Consider the following 21,518-nt stretch of genomic DNA (forward strand, 5'->3'; position numbering starts at 1 on the left):
TTCTGTCCTCACACGGCCTTGCGCAGGCCGATCAGCTTTTCGACTAGGACCACCACGGCCACGGAGATGAGAATGAGCACCACCGAGAGGGCCGCGATCTGCGGATCGGTGGAGTATTCGAGGTAGCGGTAGATTTCGGTCGGCAGGGTCGAGGTTTTGACCGAGACGATGAAGAGCGAGATCGTCGTCTCATCAAAAGAGATAAGAAAGGCGATGACGCCGCCGGCAATGATGCCCGGACGGATCAATGGCAGGGTCACGCGCCAGAAGACCTGGAGCGGGGAGGCACCATGCACGAGGGCTGCTTCCTCGACGCGGCGGTCTACCGCCATCAGGCTCATCGTCACTGTCCGGACCGTGTAGGGGATGGTGACGCCAAGATGGGCGATGAAGATGCCGATATAGCTGTCGAGCAGCTTGAAGGCGGCGAGCACCAGAACCAAACCGACCGCCAGCACGATGTTGGGCACAATGAAGGGCGCGATGACGAGGAAGTTCACCGCGCCTTCACCCCGGAACTTGTGGCGGGTGAGGGCCATGGACAAAAGCGTGCCGATGGCGACAGCGCCGATGCCGACGATGGCGCCGAGCCCGAGGCTGCGCCAGAAGGCGGAGATGAAGGCCTCGTTCTGCAACACCGCAATATAGGAGCCGAAGGACCAGCTTTCCGGCGGGAAGGCCAGATATTTGCGGGTGTCGAAGGACACCACGAACACGATGATGATCGGCGCCAGAAGGAAAATATAGAGGAGGGTGATGAGGCCGCGCCAGGCGAATGCGGCCAGTGGTGAGGTCTTGTCCATATCAGGCCTCCAGGGCACGCAGGGCGCGGCGATAGACGACGATCACCGAGCTGAAGAGCACGAGCAGCATGACGGCGAGCGCGGCGGCGAGCGGCCAGTTGAGGGTCACTGTGGCTTCCTGGAAGACTTCGGTGCCGAGCACGAAGACGCGGCCACCGCCCATGAGGCGCGGAGTGATGAAGCCGGAAATGGCGAGCACGAAGACCAGCAGCGCCGCCGTGATGACGCCGGGAAGGCTCAGCGGCAGGATGATGCGGGTGAACACCTTGAAGCGATTGGCCCCGAGCATGGTGGCAGCCTCTTCAAGCTGGGAATTGAGCCGACCGAAACCCGAGAGCATGGCGAGGATCGCATAGGGCATGAGAATTTCGATCATCGCGATGGTGGCGCCGAGCTGGTTGTTGCTCAGCCGGATCGGCGCGTCGGTGAGGGTCAGCCACTGAAGGGTCGAATTGATGACGCCGCGATCGCCGAGGATCACCATCCAGCCATAGGTACGCACAACGCTCGAGGTGAGGAGCGGGGCGATGGCGAGGGCGGTGAGGATGCCGCGATATTTGCTGGTCGAACGCGCGAGGAACAGGGCGATCGGATAGGAGAGGATGACCGCGAAAACCGCGACTGTCAGGCCGTAGTTGAGGGTGTTTCCGGCGACGCGCCAATAGAAGGGGTCGGTGAGGATTTCCGAATATTTATCCGGCGTCCAATCGTCTCCGCCGCCCAGCGCGGAGGTGGAGAAGGAGGCGCGCAGGAGCCAGAGCATGGGCGCGACAAAGCTGATGCCGAGGGCCAGGAGGCCCGGCACCAACAGCACCAGCAGCAGGGTGCGACTGGTCTTTTTCTCGACTGCCGTCACTGCTGCGCTCCGATGAGGGTGATGTCTGCGGGCGAGACGCTGAGGGTGACGGTCTGGCCACGCTCTGGCAGGGCGCCGGCATGGGTGGGCAGATCGACCTTGAGGGTGCGGGGGCCGACTTCAACGTCCAGCGTCAGGGTTTCGCCGCGATAGACGAGGTGGGTGACGGTGCCCGAGAAGCTGTTTGGGCCCTGGGCGTCGAGGGTGAACCGGTGGGGGCGGACGAGGAGGCGGGCATCCTGGCCTGCCGGAATATCCTGGCCGACCGTGATGGTGCCGAGACCTTCGACCTCGGCGGTGCGCGCCCCGGTGGGACGGCCCGTGAAGAAATTGCCGGCGCCGATGAAGTTGGCGACGAATTCGGTGGCCGGATAGTCGAAGATTTGGCGGGGCGTGCCGATCTGCTCGATCTTGCCGGCCGACATGACGGCGAGGCGATCGGCCATGGAGAGGGCTTCGTCCTGATCATGAGTGACGAAGATGGCGGTGACGCCGGTGCGGTTCTGGATCGAGCGGATTTCGTCGCGCATCTCATCGCGCAGCTTGGCGTCGAGGTTGGAGAGCGGTTCGTCGAGCAGCAGGAGATTGGGTTCGATGACCAGCGAGCGGGCGATGGCGCAGCGCTGCTGCTGGCCGCCGGACAGCTGGGTGATGCGACGCGAGCCGTAACCGGCAAGTTTCACGAGATCGAGGGCGCGTTCGACGCGCTCGGCACGATCGGCGCGCGGAACGCCGCGCATCTCGAGGCCAAAGGCGACGTTTTCAGCCACGCTCATATGGGGGAACAGGGCGTAGGACTGGAACACCATGCCCATATTGCGCTTGTGCACGGGGATCCGGGCCATGTCCTGGCCATTGAGCCAGATGTGGCCGGAGGTCGGCGTAATGAGGCCGGCAACCATGCGCAGGATGGTGGTCTTGCCGCAGCCGGAGGGGCCGAGAAGGGCGAGCATTTCGCCCTTCTCGAGATCGAAATCGACGTGATCAATGGACGGCGCGCTGCTGCCGGGGTAGGTCTTCACCAGTTGTTCGACGGTGACGTGCTTGTTCGACATGGGCGTGCTGTCCGGTTCGTCTGGATTAATTGAAGGCGATGACTTCGCGGTTGATGCGCTGGATCCAGTCGGAATAGACCGTGGCAATGAACGACCAGTCGAGGGTCATCTGCGCGGCCTGCGCTTCCTTGGAGCCATAGATGCGGGCGGCGACATCGTCCGAGAGCGCGACGGTGGTGTTGACCGGGCCGTAGAAGCTTTTTTCCGCGAAGGTTGCCTGGGCTTCGGCGCTGAGGGCGTAGTCGATGAAGAGCTGGGCTGCGTCAGCGACCTTGGAGCCCTCCACCAGATTGATGGTGTTGGTCTGGCCGATGCTGCCTTCGAGCGGAGCGGCAATGCCGATGACGCCGTCCTGAGTGTCGTGAAGGTACTGGGCACGGCCGTTCCAACAGATCGAGAGGTCGACTTCGCCGTTCTGGACGACAGCGTAGCAATCCGGAGCCGGGTCCCAGGTCAGGACGTTGGGGGCGAATTCATTCATCGCGGCGATCGCCGGATCAATGGTTTCCTTGTAGTCGGCGCCGGCCATGGAGTTGAGGATCGGCAGCAGGATCACGCCGCGGGTGTCGCCAAGACGGGCAGCGATGCGGCCCTTGTACTTTTCGTCCCTGAGGTCGTTCCAGCTGGTCGGCGGCTCGGTGACGGTCTTGGTGTTGTAGAGGATCGCCAGATTGTCCTGCGAGAAGGCAATGGCGCGATCACCCTCGATGCGGGCCCAATCGGGCTGCTGGGCGAGGTTCGGCACGGCGGCCGGATCGAGCTGGGCGGTGAGGCCTTCCTTGGCTGCGGTGATGGCCACGGCCACGTCGATCAGGGCGATGTCGACGGTCGGGTCGTCCTTCTGCAGGGTCAGCAGCGCCAGCGTCTCAGCCGAGTTCTTGGACGGCTGGTAGACGATGTCGATCTCGGGGTGCTTTTCCTCAAAGGCCGAGATGACGAACTTTTCGTAGTTCTCGGCAAAAACGCCGGAGAAGCCAACGACGTTCACGGTGGTGACGTCCTGGGCCTGGGCGGCGGTGACGGCACCGAAGGCAGTGGCGGCCAGAAGGCCAGTGGCAAGAAGACGGATCATGGTGATGTTTCCGAAGGTTGAAATCAAGGGCGCGGGGTCCAGGCGGCGTCGAGAACACGAAGCCAGTTGCCGCCAAGAATTTTGGTGATTGTCTCTTCGCTCCAGCCGCGGGCAAGCATGCGGGCGGTGAAGTTTGGCATGTCGGTCATGCGGCTGATGCCAGCCGGCTTGTTGATCTTGACCGAGCCGAATTCGGTGAGCTTTCGCGCGGTGCCCTTGTCGCGATTGGCCCAGAGCAGCCAGTCGCTGGGGCGCGGGCGATCGAGCGAGAAATCAGTGCCGATCCCGACATGGTCTTCGCCGACGAGATTGATGACGTATTCCATGGCGTCGAGGATGTCTTCGACGGTGGCGTCATTGCCAGCGGCGAGGCCGGGGGCGAAGAGGCTGATGCCGATGAGGCCGCCCTTTTCCGCGCAGGCGGTGAAAAGGTGGTCGGGCTTGTTCCGCTTAACATCGTGCAGGGCGCGCGGCAGGATGTGCGAGATGCAGACCGGGCCCTTGGCATATTCGATGACGTCGGCGCTGGTCTTGTCGCCGACATGGCTGAGATCGCAGAGCACGCCGACGCGGGCCATCTCATCGAGCACTTCGCGGCCGAAACCACTCAGGCCACTGTCGTTCTCCTCGAGGTAGCCGGAGCCGGAATAGTTCTGGGTATTGTAGGTGAGCTGCATGATGCCCACGCCGAGGTCCTTGAAAATCTCGACATAGTCCAGCTTGTCCTCGAGCGGGGAGGTGTTCTGCCAGCCGATGATGATCCCGGTCTTGTTCTCGGCCTTGGCGGCCTGGATGTCCGAGACCTGCCGCACCGGGCGCAGGATGTCGCTGTTTTCGCGCAGGAAATGCTTCCACTGCGAGACATAGTCGATGCCTTCGCGGAAATTTTCCCAGAGCACGGTGGAGACGTTGACGGCGGTGATCCCACCGGCGCGCATCTCTTCAAAGATCGGGCGGCCCCAGAGCGAGGTCTGCAGACCATCGACGACGATGGCGCGATCGTGCAGGGCCTGTGCTTCTGGCGGAACGACAGGGGTTTGGGTGCTCATCAGACTGTTTCCTTGCGTGCGGCAGCGAGGGCGCGTTCGACAAAGTCGAGACGATCCTGGCCCCAGAAGAGCTCGTCATTGACCACATAGGTCGGGGTGCCGAAGATGCCGCGCTGCTCGGCCTCGGCGAGATTGGCGTGCCACTGGGCGATGATGTCGGCGTCCTGCGGGTCGCGGATAAACTGCTCGCCTTCCGTGCCCACCGTGGCTCGGGCAAATTCGCGCAAAGTGTCGAGATCGGCGATGTCGCGATCCTCGGCCCAGAGGCCGCGCTGGACGGCAAAGGAGAAGGCGAAAGCATCAAGGCCCGCGTTCTGCATGGCGATGACGGCTTGGGCGGCGATCTCGATGGTGCGGCAGGGATAGAATTTTGGCGTCAGGTTGAGCGGAATGCCGAGGTGTTCGCGCCAGCGGGTCAGCTCGACGGCGTGATAGGCCTGGCGGCCCTCAGGGCGGGTGCGCAGCGGGATGCCGCCATTGGCTTCAATGATGCGAATGGGACGCAGGACCAGCCGAGCGCCGGTTTCGTCCGCAATGGCCTTGACGCGCTGGGCGCCGAAATAGGCCCAAGGGGAGGATATCCCGTAAAACACCTGAAGGTCGGGAATGCTCATGCTGAAAAGTCCTCGTCGGCCTCGGTCCACTCGTCGCCGAGGAGTTCGGGCACGTCGTAGTCGAGGAAATTCTGAAGGTGGATGTCCCGGTCCTCCACGAAAATGGAGCGGGCAAGGGACTGGGCTAGCCGGGTCGCGCCCTCGCCGATCGAGGGGATGCCGCTGGTGATCTTTCCGTGGGTCATCACCGCCGGAAAGGCGAAGCAATAAATGTTCGAGATGGCGGCGGGGGCACCGTCGCGCGGCAGGAATTGGAAGCCCGGGCCGAGATAGGGCATGGCGGCGAGGCCTTCATTCTGCAGGTCTGCGGGCGGGGTGTAGGCGTCGGCCCAGCGTTTGACGTAAGGGTCGAGCGCGCGGAGCTCCGGGCGAACTGAGAAATCGATGGAAAAGCCGGTCGCGAAGATGATGAAATCGGCTTCGTAATTGCCCTTGGGCGTGGTGATCTCGATATGGTCGCCGTGCTCTGCGAGGGCCGAGACAGGGCTCGCGAAATGGAAGTGGGCGATGGCGTGGCGCGAGACGCGCAGCACGCTGTGGCGCGGGGCGGGCAGCTGGAAACGCTCACCTTCGGCCATGTAGCGCCACTTAGTCGCGTCGGGCAGGCCGAGGAAGCCATAGGTCATGCCGCGGCTGCCGATGCCGGTGAACTTGTCGACGCGCGGCATGGTGGGGCGGCGGATGAAGATATCCACTCGGGCGGCGCCTGCCTCGAGAGCGGCAGCAGCATTGTCCATGGCGGAAGCGGCTGCGCCGACAACAGCGATGCGTTTTCCCGCGAGGCTGGCGACGTCAAATTCGTCCGAGCTGTGGGCGACGCGGGCGGGCGAGATGGTTTTGGCGATGGCCGGGAGGGCCGGCTGGCCCAGGCCATCGATACCCGTGGCGAGGATGACGCGGCGCGCGAAAAACGTTTCGGTCTGGCCGTTGCGCAGGCGTGTGAGTTCGGTGAGGCCGTTGTCGAGGAGACTTAGCGCAGTGATCTCGGTGTCGTTGTCGACGGGCAGGCCGAGCACGCGGCGATACCAGATGAGATAGTCCATCCACATGGGGCGCGGCACGAGATGCATGGCGTCGAAAGCAGTCTCGCCGAACTGGGCCTCAAACCACGCGCGGAAGGTCAGCGCAGGAATGCCAAGGGCCGTGCCGGCGGCCTCCTTGCGGGTGCGCAGCGTTTCCATGCGCGCTGATGTGACCCATGGACCTTCGCGGTTTTCAGGGGCCTTGTCGAAGATGCGGATATTGGAGACGCCGATGTTGCGTAGCGCCGCTGCCGCCACGAGGCCGAGCATGCCGGCGCCGACAATGGCGACGTCGAGAACGGCCTGATCCTGATGCGCACGCGCGGGAATCCACTCCTTCGCCGGCAGGGCGAGCCATTTCAGCTCCTGGCGCAGGCGGAGTTCGAGCTGGTGCAGGCGGTGCTGGGAGTCAGGAAGGTGATGCATTGCGCTGCAATATGCATCTTTCGCATTCTCAAGGCGATATTATGCAAGAGACGAATTTTCTGACTCTTCGACCGCGCACGCAAATTCGTTCCGCCGCTGGCGATGCGGAGGCTGGGACGAGCTTCATGGCATGTGCGGACGTAGCCGGCGCCCGTGGGGCACCGGTAAAAGCGATTAGGTTATAAGGTGTTAGGCGGGTGCGCTAACCCAGACTATCGCGAAAATCGTTGAGGCCCGCATCAACGGACGAGGGTGCGTCGATCCACTCTTTCATCGGTTCACCGGTGGCCGGGTCGCGGGAGGGTATGGGGAGCATCATGATGCGCTTCACTGCTTCGCGATGGCCCGCCTTATCGAGATGGGCCTCCTGGACATTGTCCCAGTCCCGGCCGTCAGGGTAGCCGCCGACCATTTTGATGTCGTCGGACTGGCCGACCATGGCATGGGAGACGCCGGCCGGGAGCACGATGACATCACAAGCCTCGATGCGCACCCTGATCCCGCCGATGCCGAAGAGGTCGACCTCCATCCAGCCGGCGGCGCAGCCGAGGCATTCATGGGTGGTCGAGTGGAAGTGCGGGTAGGTATAGACGCCGGGATAGCGCCAGTTGTTGAGCCAGCCATTGGAGCGGAAGAGGGCCGTCATGGCGTCCTCGCCGCCGCCGGGCAGGGCCCCGCGATGGACCAGAAGGGGAAAGCGGCTGTTCGGCAACAGGCCGACGGGCTTTGACCAGTGCTGTTCGGTCTTCATGGTAACGCTCCCTCTGCGATGCCCAGGACTTCTCCATAGTGGCGCTAAAGCGGCGCGCTTGGAAGAGGGGGAAACGGTCGCCTGGGCAGCGGCTCAGGCAGAGAAGCGCAGGCCGATGCGGGTGCCGCGTTGCCAGACCAGATCGCAGGGCCGGGTGACCGTGCCGATCTCGAGCGCGACGGGGCCGGACAGCGTGGTTTTTTTTGGCACGCTGAGCATGATGCCCGAGAGCGAGACATTGACGATGGTGGCGGGAATGCGTGAGCCCGCAGCAATAATCGTGCCCGGCCCCCGCAAGGCAGGGGGCGTGCGCGGTTCATTGCGTCGGTCGGGGTGGGTGTCCATGACTATGCTGTGCCTCAAATTTCCGAACGCACGCTGAATAGGTTCGGTCGATTTGTCTGCAGTTTTGTCATGGTGAGGCAGGCGCCAGGGGAGACCGTCAGAGGATGCACGCCGGCGAAGACCAGCTCTTCGCGAGCGCGTTTGAGAATTTTTGCAGCCTCGGCGATGGATTGGCGAGGCTCCAAAATATCCGGACTGTCGTGGCCGATTGGGAAGACGTGATGCTGCGAGTACTCTTCCCGGCACCATAGCATCAACCCACCTTTCTTGCGGTGAACGGGGTTACCGTTCGGCACTGCATCTGGTTGAGAATGGCGAGGGCTGCGGCGTCGGCATTGGTGGCGGAGATATCGAAGTCGAAGGTGCTTGAGCCTTTGATTTCGGTCGGGCTGATCAGCTGCAGGGTCCAGATGACACTGGCGCCTGACGCGCCGGATTGACCGGAGAGGCTCTTATCGACCACGACGCCGCGCCAGTTGTGATTGCCTGAATGGCTCCAGGTCACCATTCCCCGCGCTTCTGCCATCAGTTTGTCGGGGCTGAACGAACCGCCCCATTTGATCTCACGGGTTTCGCCGCTGATCTGGCCGGGCACGGACTGGCCCATCATGGCAAAGAGGGGGCAGGCGGTCGTGTCGGTGGTGCCCACCGTGATGCGCCATTGCCCATCCTGAGGTATGAGCGGCATCTCAAGATGCACCGGGCAATGACCAGGCCCGCCATGCGCAGCGTCGATCTGCGCAGGTGTTTTGTTGCTCCAGAAGTACTCGCCGGCACGTGTTACCAATGTCAGGCTCGCCGCATCCCTGGGCGCCTTGACCCCCATGGTCATCTCAAAATCGGCGATGGTTTTGCCGGTCATGTGGCAGAGACATCCGCCTTCGCCACACATGGCGATTTGCAGGTGCTGGGCCTGGGCCGGTTGGGCGAAGCCGAAGGCCAGAGCGAAAGCGAAGAGGGCCGACGTGAGAAAGTTGCGCATGACCGATCCTTTCACGGCTTACTGAAGAGCCACTGCATCACGTCCTCCGGGGAGCGGTCGCCGAGATCGATGGGGATATCCTCATCGAACGTGCTGCTGGCCGGGGCAGAGACGGATGCGGTCTGCGCCTCTGAGACGAGACGAATGCGGGCGAGCAGCGGGTCGGCTGCGATCTCTATGGGGCTGGGGCAATCCACCATGGCACCGGAAGGTGGGGCCCCCATGCGGCATTGCACCGGCCCGATGTCGAGCGAGAGCTGCTCGCATGCCGCGCCAAGCATGGCGCTGACGATCCCCGCCCCATAATTTCCTGTCGTGATAATTTCCATCACCAAGGGCTCATTGCTGATGACCTGCGAGACCGGTTGCCCATTGCTGGTCGCGGATAGTGGCGCATAGGCGGTAAATGTTTCGCCCGACGGGTTGTCCAGTTCAAACTTGACGAAGCAGGCGCTGCCGAACTGGCTGGTCGAGGTGGTCCTGATGTGGATCGCATCGCCGACGCTGTCCGGGCTGGCTGCGGCCAGAGCCCCTGTGCCGCCAATGGTCAGGCTGTCTCCGAGAACAGCAAAGGCCGCTTCGGACAGCGGCCCCTGATCACGCATCATGCAGAGCGCGTTTGCGCCGATTATCCGGCACGGTCCGTTCGATGCCAGCCACTGCCGCGGATTGAGCTCAATGGTCTGCCGCTGTCCGGCTTCATCAGAGAAAAAACTGGCGCTGGGAAGATCGCTGCGTGCACCGCCAGCGGTCTCGTAAAAGAAGGGCTCGCTCAGGGCCCAGGCGTTGGGGAGCACGACGGATATGCCGCTGGCTTGATGGCTGAAGGCGCAACCCTGGCTTTGCGTGCATTTAAAGGCTGCCGGGTCGGCGTCAACGGCGGCGAGATCCCCGCCGGTGTTTGCGGCGGCCGACAGATCGACAAAGTCGGATGGCGCGGGGCCATGCACGGCCTCCCGCATTTCAGCGAGGGATGGCGGCTCGTACCCATCGGGCCACATGAGCACGCTCATGCCCAGGGCGCCGGAGGAGAGTGAACCGGCATAGCCAATGCCATAGGGTCGCAAGAAGAGCGTCATCGGCTCGGGGATCGGCGCGCCAACGTCAAAAGTAAGGCGGAGTGCATCGTCCTCGATCCGGCTCTCGGTAAAGTGCCCTTTCCGGCCTGCGACCTGCGGGCCAGCCAGCATTTCTCCGGCGACCCACCCCCCGCTGACCGGCGCCCCCGGTCCGGACTGGTCGAGGGTCAGGACCAGCAATTGATCAGCGCCCGCCTGCACCTGATAAGGCGGCACGCCGATGACCTGCCAGGGTCCCGATAAGCTCGTCGCAGCTGCTTCTTCATCGCCGCCGCCGACAACGGGAATGATGAAATTGTTGTCCTGGCCCGGGTAGATTTCGACAATTGCACTGAACTCGGTTTCGCCCGGCCCCGTGGCGGAGACGCGATATCGACCCGGTTCAAACTCATTGTCCCAGACGGCGAGATCGGAGATTGGCGCGTAGGCCTCCTGCATCATGTCCGGATCGAGCGGGATTGCGTCCCACCAAAGCGGGATTTGCGGGTAATTGTCTGGTATGCGGAAGGTTGCCCGGACCATTGGCATGGCGTCCTGTCCGGGCGCGGCCTGCGTCGCCGCAGCGGCCTGTGCGGCCAGCTGGGAAGAACTGGTCTGGTCTGCGTCCTCGTAGGGAACACCGACGCCGAACGTGCGGGAGAACAGGATCTCCTTGCCATTCGCGGACAGATAGCGAAGCTCGTAAATGCCGGGATTGGTGGGGGCTGTCAGGCGCATGGTTTGCGTTGCGGCATTGCTCATGGGGTAGCCCCAATCGCCGTCATACTGTTCCGGCGAAGCCCCCGGCTGGGCTATGACAATCCTCTCGCTGATCTGGTTGGGGCCACGCCAGGTGAACGCAAACCGGCTTCCCGGTTCGACCGAGCCAATGACATCAAAGCCACTGGAAGGCGGGACCACCTCGATGGGCTGACGGGCGATGATGCCTTGCCCGGCGACAGAGAGGATGAGGTCATACTCGCCGGGCTCCAGCGGCGCGCGTTTGGTGAAGGGATTGTTGCCGAAATCGCCGCCCCCGATAACACCGTAGGACTGACTGACATCAGGCTGGTTCTCACCGCGCCGCGTAAAGCCCGCATAATCAACATTGCGGGCACTGCCCTGATAGCCGATACGGTAGGTGTACCCGGCCTCGGCCTTGGGCCCGATATCGAAGAAGGCTTCAACCACCGGCTCTGGTGCAGGCTCAACGGCAGGGGCTGGCTCAACCTGTGCCACCTGCCGCAACGCATCGGCCAGTTCCTGACCCGTCTGGGGCGTGAGCAGCAACCCACCGGTGGCGTCCGTCACGCAGGCCATGACTTCACCTTCCTCTCGGGTCAGGCCAAAGCCCACTACATGAGCCCGAATGGCGATGCCTTCATTGGCCAATTGTGCGGCCAGCGCGCAGGGATCGGCCTCGCAGGTTTCAAGGCCATCGGTGACGAGGATGATGTCGGCGGATTCTGCTGTCGGCGGGATCATGGACGCAGCGAGCGCCAGCGAGTCCGTGATGGGCGTCATACCACGCGGGTTGAGCCGGTTGAGGCGGGTAGAGAGCGCGCGCGGATCACTGATCCCGACGTCCGCCACGACTTCGATATCGCTGCAATCGCCGCGCCTGTTATGGCCATAGGCGATGACGCCAAGAGGGATGGTGTTGTCGCGGCTGACGAAGAAATCGCCGATGACTTCGCGGGCAATTTCCACCTTGCTGATGCCACCATCGAGTTGGCCCCACATGGAGCCCGAAGCGTCATAGATCAGGATGGAGGCGCTGTTGTCCTGTTGCGCCACAGCTGGTGTCCAGCCGGTCAATGCGCTGAACGCGCCTATGAATGCAAAGCAGGCTATTGTTCCGCTTCGATCAAAACGCCTCGGGTTCTGTACAGTCACGCGTCCCACCTCCCATTGGCGAACCAAACATCCGGCTCGTCAAAAACTGCCCCAGGCGAAAATCTAGGCGGGGCGATCTGGTGCGTCTTGGGGAGAGCGGCACCAAATCCGGGGAGGGCGGCACAATCTGGCGTCGAAAGACTTCAGCGCAGGCGGGAAAGGGCGCGAACGTCTTTGGGTGTCATGCCGTAGACACGGCGGAACCGGATGTTGAACCAGGAGAGGTCGCCAAACCCGACACGCATGGCGATGCCGGAAATACTGCTTCCGCCATTGCGCGGATCACTGAGCAATCGATAAGCCAGCGCCAGCCGCCGGTGAGCGACGAAGTCACCAAACGTTGTGCCTTCTCCGGCAAAGAGGGCCCGCAGATAGCGCAAGCTGATCTTGTGACGCGTGGCGATCCGTTCCGGCGACAGGTCGGGCGCGGTCAGATGGTTTTCAATGTCGGCCTTGATGGCTTTGAGCCGAGCCGCCCGGACGCCGCGGCCGGCTGCAATCTCGGCCGCCTCCCGGGTGGCGCCCAGCGCCATCAGGGCAAGGTCCTGCACATGGTTGGCACATTGCGCCGCCTCGTCTGGCCCGAGTTCGGAGAGCTCCACATGAAGGCTTCGGGCATAATTGAAAAACAGGCGCCATTGCGGCGTCAGAGGAGCCGTCCCGCGCAGCATGGCATTGAGCCCGGATGTTGCCGATGTCAGCTGTGCCCGCGGGAGGGAGACATAGAACCCCTCCGACGGCTGACCATGAAACTGGATAATACCGGGAACGTCGCCTGGGTCTGCATAGACCAGCCCGGAGCGCAGCTCGCTCCGCGCGCCGCCGCGCTGCTCGATGGAGCAGCTGCCTGACAGGGGAATGTGGAACATGACATTGTCGTCTGTGTCAGCGGCGTGGGCTGTCGTGCGGATCGCAGTCGAGGCCGAATGACGGCCATGACCAAGGATCAGATTGGGCAACACGCCGATTGACGTTTCCGATATGAAAGAATTCTCGTCCTCAGGAACAAAGTCGACCTTGGTGATCGCCGCAATGACGCTTTGAAATTCTTCCACGCGTCGAGACGCATCGTAATCTTGCGATCGAATGGAGAGAAGCATCAGCACACCCTCGCGATTGGATGGTTCCCAGAACTTGGCAGGCTTCAGAATTATATATTAAGTCACGATTGGATGTACTTGTCGATGTGTGGGCGCTTACTGCTCCCGAGTGCCCTTAATTGCGAACGTTTCCGCGCGGGTCTGTGGCAGGTCTGGACCACTGCATGACGGCGCCTTTCCGACTGCGTTGGCGGGGTAGGGCGCTGAGCAAATTGGTCAGTGCAGTGGTCGCGCGATCGGTCCGCGCGCCAGCGTCAAAGGCTGTTTTCGGAGTGCCATAGGGCCGTGCCATTAGTGTTGCTCAAGACGCGAGGGGGCGGCGGCATGTTGGTACTGCGCGGTCACCGATGTTCTGGTGATGGCTATCTGCAGACGTCGGCTGTCCAGATTGTTGTCGTGGCGCCGGCCGTTGCGCCAAGCTCTAGACATTTGTCTTCGGTGCAGAGGTTCCAGCCGCCGGGCGTAGCGCCGGACGCCGCAAGGGTGACCTGCGACAGCGGGGGCAGGGTGGGGCGGTAGGTCCATCCGCCGTCCTGCCAGACCGCATCGGGTGGCAGGTCTATTCCTGCTCCGGAGCCTGTTACGCGCGCTGACACCAAGGCAAGCTTATCCCCCTCGACCTGCCAGTGCTCGATCCACTCTGTCTTTTCGACAGAGTGGATCCAGGTGAGCGAAAAGCTGCTGGCGAGCAAAGTCAGGAAGCTTCCGGCTGAAGCGATGCAGATACTCATGCCATAGCCTGCGGAGCGGCGGCGCCCCGGCGCCACCAGAGCCAGCCGACCAGCAGTACGCCCAGCGCGAAGCCCAATTCGTCGGTCATCGGCAGGGCGAGGATGAGCAAAAGGCCTGCGGCGAAAGCAAGGAGCCTTTCGATGACATTGAGCGGGGCGAAGAGGAAGCCGACGATGGCGACGCCCCAGAGCGCGATGCCGAAGCAGGCCTTGATGATGATGTAGATCACCTCCACCGGATAGCCGAAGGTCTCAGCAATGGCCCCGCCATCCTGCAGCATCAGAGATGGCGTATAGACGGCCATGAACGGCACGATGAACCCGGCGGCTGCCAGCTTGGTGGCCTGCAGGGAAATTTTCAGCCCCGATGTTTTGGCCATTGGAGCCGCCGCAAAGCAGGCGAGGGCAACGGGCGGCGTCAGATCGGCCATGATGCCAAAATAGAAGACGAACATGTGGCTGACGAGCAGCGGCACGCCCAGTTCCAGCAACGCGGGGCCCGCGAGCGAGGAGGTGATGATGTAATTGGGAATTGTCGGAATTCCCATGCCCAGCACGAGGCAGGTCAGCATGGTCAGAACGAGCGAGAGGAAGAGATTGTTCTCGCCGACGCTGATGATGGCGCCGATAAAGGTCGATGCGATACCGGTGAGCGTCAGCGTGCCGATGACAATGCCGACGACAGCGCAGGCAATGCCGACGGGCAGGGCGTTCCGCGCGCCCTCCGCCAACGAGTCTCGCACGATCAGCAAGGTCTGACGACCACCGCGCGTGATGGCACAGGCCAGCACAAGGGTCGCGATGACAATCATCAGGAAATTGACACCGAAGCGCAGGAAAGCGGCCGATGCCAGGCCTAGGGCGATCCAGAAGGCATAGCGGAAGGCGCGGGGCCCGATCATGGCGGCAAGTGGTGTGCCGAGGATGAGGACGATCACCAGCGCCAGGCCCATGGTACCGGCAAAGATCGGCGTATAGCCGGCAAAGAGCAGGTAAACGAGGGCGGCCAGCGGCAGGATCAGTGGCCAGTGGTCACGAACAGCGTGCCAGGGATTGGGCAGTTCCGCCTTGCTCAGGCCCCGCAGTTTCGCCTTTCCAGCTTCGAGATGGACCATCCAGAAGCAATTGGCGAAGTAGAGCGCGGCCGGCACGATGGCGGCGAGAACGATGCTGCTGTAGGGCACTTTCAGGGTCTCGGCCATGATGAAGGCCACAGCGCCCATGATCGGCGGCATGATCTGTCCGCCCATGGATGATGTCGCCTCGACGCCACCTGCGAAGGCGGAGCGGAAGCCGAATTTCTTCATCAGCGGAATGGTGAACTGGCCGCTCGCCACCACATTGGCAACGCCCGAACCGGAAATTGTGCCCATAAGAGCTGAGGACAGGGTGCAGACCTGTGCGGGTCCGCCGCGCCAACCTCCGACGAGGCCGAGGGCGAAGTCGTTGAAAAGTGCGATCATTCCCGCCTTCTCGAGAAAAGCGGCAAAGACTACGAAGATGAAGATATAGGCCGCCGAGACATAGATCGGCGTGCCGTAAATTCCTTCGGTGCCAAACCCAAAATGCTCGATGATCTGGGGAAAGTCATAGCCGCGGTGCACTAGCGGGCCGGGCGCGTATTGGCCGAAGAAGCAATAGGCAAGGAAGATGGCGGAGATGATGGCCAGCGGCCAACCCATCAGCCGTCGGGCGCCTTCGAAAACCAGTACGATCGCTGTCGTTCCGACCACGATATCGAGCGTGGTCATAAAGCTGCTGCGCTTGATGAGGTCGGTGTAAAAGACCCAATTATAGATGCCGGTCAAAAAGCCCGCGATGCCGAGCGTCCAAAACCAGACGCGTCCCCATACCGTCTTGGCGACGAGATTGCCCAAAAGCGCAAAGCCGAGCAGCAGCAGGAACCCGACATGCATGGCGCGCACGACTTGGCTGGGCAGGGTGCCATAGGCCGCGGTCCATATCTGGAAGAGCGAGAAGGCGATGGCGATGCCAAAGGCAATCTTGCCCATCATTCCCACGCCGAAGCCTGGCGGTAGGCCTTCAACGGCTTCTTCAACGCTGTCAGGCGGAGAATTGGGAAAGGCATCAGTGGTTGCGGTGGACATCGAGTCTCCTCCCAGACAACTCGTGCAGGCTCGTGCTCGACATAGTTGAGCATAGGCCTGGTGATCAAAAATCGAAGATGCGCCGGTGGGCCTGCCGGAGAGACCGGCAGGCCGAAGCGATTACAGCAGGCCAGCTTCGCGATAATAGCGTTCGGCGCCTGGGTGCAGCGGGATCGAAAGGCCCGTCAGCGCATTGGCCGGGTCGATGTCTGCGGCCGCGGAGTGGGAGGCGACCATCCGGTCGAGATTTTCGAACATCAGCTTGGTCATCTGGTAGGCCGTCTCGTCGCTCACCCCTGCATGGGTAACGAGGATGTTGCCAATCGCCGCCGTGGAGACGTCTTCGGTTTGCCCGTCATAGGTGCCAGCCGGAATAACCGAAGCGATATAGGGCGCGCCTATGGTGTCGACGACCTCGGCCGGAATGGCCACGATGTTGATCGGCATGGTCGCCGCCAAATCCTGGATGAAGGCGACGCCGAGCCCTGAGGACTGGAGGGTCGCGTCGAGCTGCCGGTTCTTGATGAGTTCGGCGGATTCCGCGTAGGGCAGGTATTCGACCTTGCCCATGTCGTCATAGCTCATGCCGGCGGCTGCAAAGATGGCGCGGGCGTTGAGTTCCGTCCCGGATGCCGGCGCGCCGACAGAGATGGATTTGCCCCTCAGATCTTCCAGGGACTTGATGCCGGACTCGGCATTGGCAACGATCTGGACGTAGTTGGAATAGATCGCGGCGATGGCACGGATTTCGGTCAGAGGCTGCGGAAAGCCTGCCTCCTCGACGCCATCCCAACCGGCTTTGACGGAGTCGCCCAGCGCGAAGGCGAGTTCGCCCTTGCCCTGCTGCAGCAGGTTGAGGTTCTCGACCGAGGCTTTGGTCGCCTGCACCTGAGTGCGGGCACCCTCGATATTTTCCGCGTAAAGTTCGGAGAGCGCCACGCCGAGCGGGTAGTAAACGCCCGAAGTGCCGCCGGTCAGTACATTGATGAATTCCTGGGACTGTGCCGGCACAGCGCCAGCACTGAACACAAGGGTGGTGGCCAGAACGCCCGACAGAAGACGCGGGGAAAGAACGGTCATGCTTTATCCTCCTGTAGCATGCTCATTTTTGCAGCCGGCTCCTCAACCAGCTGGTTCCTTCCACATTGCAAGCTACATGCCAGTCGATGCCGCATTGAATATGCTAAGGTTTTCGCTCTGATAGCGGAGATTGATGGCGAATTTCCGCCAATCAGCCGAGTACCTCTGGCGGATTTCCGCTCGTTTCCGCCCGCAGACCATATTTGGCGATCTTCTCATTGAGCGTCCGCCGCGGCACAGCAAGCCGCACTGCAGCTTCTGCGCTCGACCCTCCGCATTCCCGCAAAGCTTCGGCAATCGTCTCGGCTTCAAACTGCGCCACGCGCTCGGTCAGGGACCCTTGTTTCTCTGTGGCGATCTTCGTGTTCCCAAGTCCCAACACAAACCGCTCCGCCACGGCCTTCAACTCGCGGACGTTGCCCGGCCAACTCCCGGCCAGTAGCGACTGCAACAGGCTTTGGGGCATAATAGGAAGTGACATGTTGAAACGCTGCGCCGCCGAGCCTGCAAAGAGCGCATGGAGGAGTGGGATATCCTCGCGCCGATCTCGGAGTGGCGGTATCGCCAGTTCAACCGTTGCCAGGCGGAAATAAAGGTCGGCCCTGAACCGGCCGGCATCGATCTCGGCCTTGAGATCGACCTTGGTCGCCGCAATGAACCGAACATCGAGATCGCGAGGGATGTTGGAGCCCAGCGGTTCGACACTCCGCTCCTGGATCGCGCGCAGCACCTTTGCCTGAAGCGCCAGAGGCATGGATTCAATTTCGTCGAGAAAAACCGTACCGCCCCTGGCAAATTCGAGCTTGCCGATACGATTGCCTGCAGCGCCGGTAAAGGCTCCCTTTTCGTGCCCGAAGAGTTCACTCTCGAAGACGGATTCCGGAACAGCGGCACAATTTATGGCGACGAACGGCCCTTTGCTGCGGTGGCCAAAATCGTGGAGCGCCCGGGCAACCACCTCCTTGCCGACACCCGTTTCGCCGTTGAGCAGAATGTCGACATCGATATCGGCCAGCTGCGCAATGGAGCGGCGTAACTGCACCATGGGAGCGGATATCCCCACCAGCCGCGTGTCGAGTTCAGCGCCCGTTGCCTCGCGCAACTTGCGCAGCTCTTCACCCATCCGTCGACGTTCGACGGCCCGGTCCAATACGGCGATCAAATGGTCTGCGTCGTAGGGCTTTTCGATGAAGTCATGGGCGCCCCCACGCATGGCGTCCACCGCCATGCCCACATCGCCATGCCCCGTCAGCAGCACAACGGGCATATCACTATCCGTACCGGAGAAATGGCGGAGTACATCCTGCCCGCTTGCCCCCGGCATGCGCATGTCGGTGACGACGCAATCGAAGGCGTTCCCATTGATCGCCTGCATAGCCTTGACCGGATCGGTGAAGGTTTTGACGTCAAAACCGGAGACACCTAGCCACTCTGCCGCAGCCTCGCAAAGCTGCGCTTCGTCGTCGATGAATGCGATGCGCCCCCTCGTCATGCCGATACCAGCTGCCTTTGCTTTTCAACGTGAAGGGGAAGCTCGACCCAGGCCTGGGTGCCGCCCGCGTCCAACGGCACGAGGTTCAGCTTGCCGCCAAATTCTTCGATGATGGTCTTGCTGATCGACAGGCCGAGCCCAAGACCTTCCCCCGTCGTCTTGGTGGTAAAAAACGGTTCAAATAGCCTCTGCTGCACCTCGGGGGTAATGCCTTGTCCCATGTCTGAAACGGTAATCCGCAGGGCAGCGTCCAGCACCTCCGCCACAACAACGATCCGGTTCTGACCGGCCGCGACGCTGGCGTCGACGGCATTGAGCAACAGGTTGATCAGCACCTGCTCAAGGCGAATGGAATTTCCTGTGACCGGCGGCAGGCCAGCGCGGCGCTCATAGGCAATGGCAACCCCGTTTTCCCGGGCACGCGGCTCAACTATGTCCATGGCAGCCTCGATCGCCTGGTTGGCATCAATGGGCTCCGGTGGGGTTGCATCCCGGCGCGAGGAGAAGGTCCTGAGGTGTTTTACCGTTCGTTGCATGCGTTTGAGCAGCGATCGAGCCGATGTCAGATTGCGTTGTACTTCAGCCTTCGCGTCGCGCTCTGCATGAAGCCCTGCTGCCGCCAGCGTATTATCGAGCGCCGACAGTGGCTGGCTCACTTCATGCACGATGGCTGCCGACATCCGCCCCAGCGCCGCCAGTTTTGCCGCGTGGATAAGGCTATCCTGCATTGTCCGCAGGTCCTGCTCGGCTCGTTTGCGCTCCTCGACCTCATGGGCCAGCGCTGCTGTGCGCTCGGCCACGCGCCCTTCAAGCACGGCGTTCTGTTCAAGCTTCATCCGCGTCAATTGCTGGCGTTGTCTCAGGAACAGGCCTACGGCAAGCGTTAGCAGGGCTAGGAGTGCACTCGATGCACCAACAAGACGGGCCTCGGTTTCAACCGGGCCAAGGGGCAGGGCGGATAGCAAAAGCCAGCCGTCCGGTTCGAGGCCTCTGACACCCATCAGATAACGCTCATTGCCAAGTCCGATCGTCCGGTCGGCCGATCCATCGCCTGGGCTTGGCGCCAGCGGTTCGGCCCGCGCGAGGTCGATCCCGTCATATCGACGTTCGGCGTCCAGAAGATTGAGTGTTTCGGCAGATAGTTTGTGGAGTGGACGGTAGGTCCAGCGTGGCTCGCCGGAGAGGAAGATGATCCCCTCCCTGTCGGCAATGGCGGTGACCTCGCCGGCCTCGGCCCAGGTCCGCGCCAGTGGTCCGATGTCCACCTTAGCAACCACGACGCCGATCGTGCGATCCTCGTAGACGACGCGGCTGGACAGAAAATATCCTGGCCGCCCCGTGGTCACACCGACCGCATAAAACCGCCCTGACCCAGTCGAGATGGCGTCGGTGAAATAGGGACGAAAGCCATAATTGTGGCCGACAAAACTGCCTTCTTCATTCCAGTTGCTCGCGGCCAGGGTTTCACCCGACAGGTCGATCACATAGAGTTCGTCCGCTCCGGACATGGATCGGACGCTTTGAAGATAGCCATTGGCAATCCCGATCCCAGCGCCGTCCGTTGCGACCAGCAGTTCGATGATCCGCGGGTCTTTGCTGATGACATCGGGCAGATATCTGAAACGCTCGATTTCGCTCTCGACCGCATGGAGATTGACCGTCAACCGGTCGTGCACAAGACTGCGGAGGCGCTCGACGCCTTGCTTATGCGCGACGCCCCAGCTCGCGCTCGCCACAACGGCGACAAGGATGCCAAATAGCACCCAGATGGCATAGCGCCGCTGTGTTGAATTGTGCTCCAGCGTGCTCCTCCACTGCGTTGAACGCCCCGATTGAGCGGCGTCAGCGTCATTAAGAGAGCGGCATCAGAAAAATGCAAGCGGACCCGCGTAATCCAACACGCGGCGCTTTACCTTCAGCAGGCAATAGAATGCCGGCCGAAGCTGTGCTCCGGCCGGCATTTTTATCGGTGCTTACTGCGCAGCGCGGGCGGCCTCGAGCCAGCCGTCGACCAGAGCACGGTTGTCGGCGATCCAGGCCGTTGCCTGGCCCTCGATATCGTTGTCGCCTGCGTTCATGGCGGCGTTCTGCGCATAGACATCCGCGATCGGGATCTCGCCATTTTCAAGCAGGGCACGGACGGCCGGGTTTTCTTCGAGGAAGGCCGTGTTGACCACCGCGTCGATCGTATTGGCCGGGAAGCCGAGCATGCACGGATCGCTGACGCAGCCTTCAACGCCTTCGCGAACTGCTGCATCGGCGAGATCGGCCATGTCTTCGGGCAGGCTCACCTCGGGCACCTCGATCCAGACGACATCCTCGCCCGGCACCAGCTCGTTGACAGTCCAGTTCGGTGTCCAGGTGTAGAAGAGGATCGGGCTGCCGGTGTCGTGAGCGGCTACGGCATCCGCCATGGCAGCAGGATAGCCGGCCTTGATCAGATTGACGTGGTCATTGAGATCATAGGCGCCGATGTGGTGCTCAATGGTCAGCTCGCAGCCCCAGCCGGGCGGACAGGCGACCATATCGGCCTTGCCATCACCGTCGCGGTCAAAGGCGGCTTTGACGTCATCCCGCTTGAAATCCTCGAGCGAGGTGATGCCAAGTTCCTCAGCTGACTTCTTGTCGACGAGGTAACCTTCGATCGCGCCGCCGCTGACGACGGAGGGGATGATCTCGGCCGTGCCTTCAATGGCGGTCTTGTAGGGGTTGTGAATGGGGAACCAGCCATCGACCCACATGGTCACATCGCCAAAGCCCACGGATTGGTAGAAGGCTGGATTATCCAGCGTCAGCACGGTGCCGACCGAATAGCCAAGTTCGCCCAGAAGCTGCTTGTAGATCTCGGTATAGAACCAACCGGTGTCCCAGGTTGGCTGCGCCATGATGATCTCTTTGCCTTCGCCGGGCTGCGCCTGGGCAAAGGCCGGGGCGCTCAGACCGGTGGTGGCGAGCATGAGGGCGGCGACGGCGGATGTTGTTTTGAGACGGAACATAATGTTTTTGTCTCCTTTATTTTGCTTTTCGTGGATCCGCATTGGCGCGGATGGCGACGGGGATGGACCCCAGCATGCGACC

The 21,518-nt window shown here is 62.1% G+C and carries 18 protein-coding genes; all 18 read right to left on the reverse strand.

The features are described 5' to 3' along the window. Window positions 1–8 precede the first annotated feature (8 nt). Window positions 9–803, reverse strand: a complete 795-nt coding sequence (locus NYQ88_RS09320) for an ABC transporter permease (protein ID WP_275654654.1) — start codon at window positions 801–803, stop codon at window positions 9–11. 1 nt (window position 804) lies between these two features. After that, window positions 805–1,659 carry an ABC transporter permease gene (locus NYQ88_RS09325; RefSeq protein WP_275654655.1) on the reverse strand — a complete coding sequence of 285 codons (855 nt, stop codon included), beginning with the start codon at window positions 1,657–1,659 and terminating at the stop codon, window positions 805–807. Beyond that, entirely contained in the window at window positions 1,656–2,714 is a 1,059-nt protein-coding gene (locus tag NYQ88_RS09330; RefSeq protein ID WP_275654656.1) for an ABC transporter ATP-binding protein, read from the reverse strand. The genes NYQ88_RS09325 and NYQ88_RS09330 overlap by 4 nt, the downstream gene beginning before the upstream one ends. A 25-nt stretch (window positions 2,715–2,739) precedes the next feature. Next, window positions 2,740–3,786 carry an extracellular solute-binding protein gene (locus NYQ88_RS09335; RefSeq protein ID WP_275654657.1) on the reverse strand — a complete coding sequence of 349 codons (1,047 nt, stop codon included), beginning with the start codon at window positions 3,784–3,786 and terminating at the stop codon, window positions 2,740–2,742. A 23-nt stretch (window positions 3,787–3,809) separates the two neighbouring features. Continuing rightward, window positions 3,810–4,835: a dipeptidase gene (locus NYQ88_RS09340; protein WP_275654658.1), complete on the reverse strand. Its 1,026-nt coding sequence runs from the start codon at window positions 4,833–4,835 to the stop codon at window positions 3,810–3,812. Continuing rightward, entirely contained in the window at window positions 4,835–5,449 is a 615-nt protein-coding gene (locus NYQ88_RS09345; RefSeq protein WP_275654659.1) for a 2-hydroxychromene-2-carboxylate isomerase, read from the reverse strand. The genes NYQ88_RS09340 and NYQ88_RS09345 overlap by 1 nt, the downstream gene beginning before the upstream one ends. After that, window positions 5,446–6,897, reverse strand: a complete 1,452-nt coding sequence (locus NYQ88_RS09350) for an NAD(P)/FAD-dependent oxidoreductase (protein ID WP_275654660.1) — start codon at window positions 6,895–6,897, stop codon at window positions 5,446–5,448. The genes NYQ88_RS09345 and NYQ88_RS09350 overlap by 4 nt, the downstream gene beginning before the upstream one ends. A 202-nt stretch (window positions 6,898–7,099) precedes the next feature. Further along, a complete protein-coding gene (locus NYQ88_RS09355; protein ID WP_275654661.1) occupies window positions 7,100–7,648 on the reverse strand; it encodes a cupin in 549 nt (182 codons plus the stop codon). 93 nt (window positions 7,649–7,741) lie between these two features. After that, entirely contained in the window at window positions 7,742–7,993 is a 252-nt protein-coding gene (locus NYQ88_RS09360; protein WP_275654662.1) for a PilZ domain-containing protein, read from the reverse strand. A 253-nt stretch (window positions 7,994–8,246) separates the two neighbouring features. Then, on the reverse strand, window positions 8,247–8,975 hold the full coding sequence (locus NYQ88_RS09365) for a hypothetical protein (RefSeq protein ID WP_275654663.1): 729 nt from the start codon (window positions 8,973–8,975) through the stop codon (window positions 8,247–8,249). Between the two features lie 11 nt (window positions 8,976–8,986). After that, entirely contained in the window at window positions 8,987–11,830 is a 2,844-nt protein-coding gene (locus NYQ88_RS09370) for a hypothetical protein (RefSeq protein WP_275654664.1), read from the reverse strand. A 242-nt stretch (window positions 11,831–12,072) separates the two neighbouring features. Beyond that, window positions 12,073–12,984 (reverse strand): AraC family transcriptional regulator, encoded by a 912-nt coding sequence (locus tag NYQ88_RS09375; RefSeq protein ID WP_275654665.1) that lies wholly within the window; start codon window positions 12,982–12,984, stop codon window positions 12,073–12,075. Window positions 12,985–13,391: 407 nt separating this feature from the next. Beyond that, window positions 13,392–13,760, reverse strand: coding sequence for a DUF1850 domain-containing protein (locus NYQ88_RS09380; protein WP_275654666.1), 369 nt, complete (start codon window positions 13,758–13,760; stop codon window positions 13,392–13,394). Next, window positions 13,757–15,868, reverse strand: coding sequence for a TRAP transporter permease (locus NYQ88_RS09385; RefSeq protein ID WP_275654667.1), 2,112 nt, complete (start codon window positions 15,866–15,868; stop codon window positions 13,757–13,759). The genes NYQ88_RS09380 and NYQ88_RS09385 overlap by 4 nt, the downstream gene beginning before the upstream one ends. A 120-nt stretch (window positions 15,869–15,988) precedes the next feature. Next, window positions 15,989–16,948, reverse strand: a complete 960-nt coding sequence (locus tag NYQ88_RS09390) for a TAXI family TRAP transporter solute-binding subunit (protein ID WP_275654668.1) — start codon at window positions 16,946–16,948, stop codon at window positions 15,989–15,991. A gap of 151 nt (window positions 16,949–17,099) precedes the next feature. Continuing rightward, complete coding sequence (locus tag NYQ88_RS09395; protein ID WP_275654669.1) at window positions 17,100–18,440, reverse strand: sigma-54 dependent transcriptional regulator; 1,341 nt, start codon at window positions 18,438–18,440, stop codon at window positions 17,100–17,102. Next, window positions 18,437–20,203 (reverse strand): ATP-binding protein, encoded by a 1,767-nt coding sequence (locus NYQ88_RS09400; RefSeq protein ID WP_275654670.1) that lies wholly within the window; start codon window positions 20,201–20,203, stop codon window positions 18,437–18,439. Before NYQ88_RS09400 ends, NYQ88_RS09395 begins: the two co-directional genes overlap by 4 nt. A 210-nt stretch (window positions 20,204–20,413) precedes the next feature. Beyond that, on the reverse strand, window positions 20,414–21,436 hold the full coding sequence (gene proX / locus NYQ88_RS09405; protein ID WP_275654671.1) for a glycine betaine/L-proline ABC transporter substrate-binding protein ProX: 1,023 nt from the start codon (window positions 21,434–21,436) through the stop codon (window positions 20,414–20,416). Between the last annotated feature and the right edge of the window lie 82 nt (window positions 21,437–21,518).

It is taken from the genome of Devosia sp. SD17-2, from assembly GCF_029201565.1.
Taxonomy (GTDB): domain Bacteria; phylum Pseudomonadota; class Alphaproteobacteria; order Rhizobiales; family Devosiaceae; genus Devosia.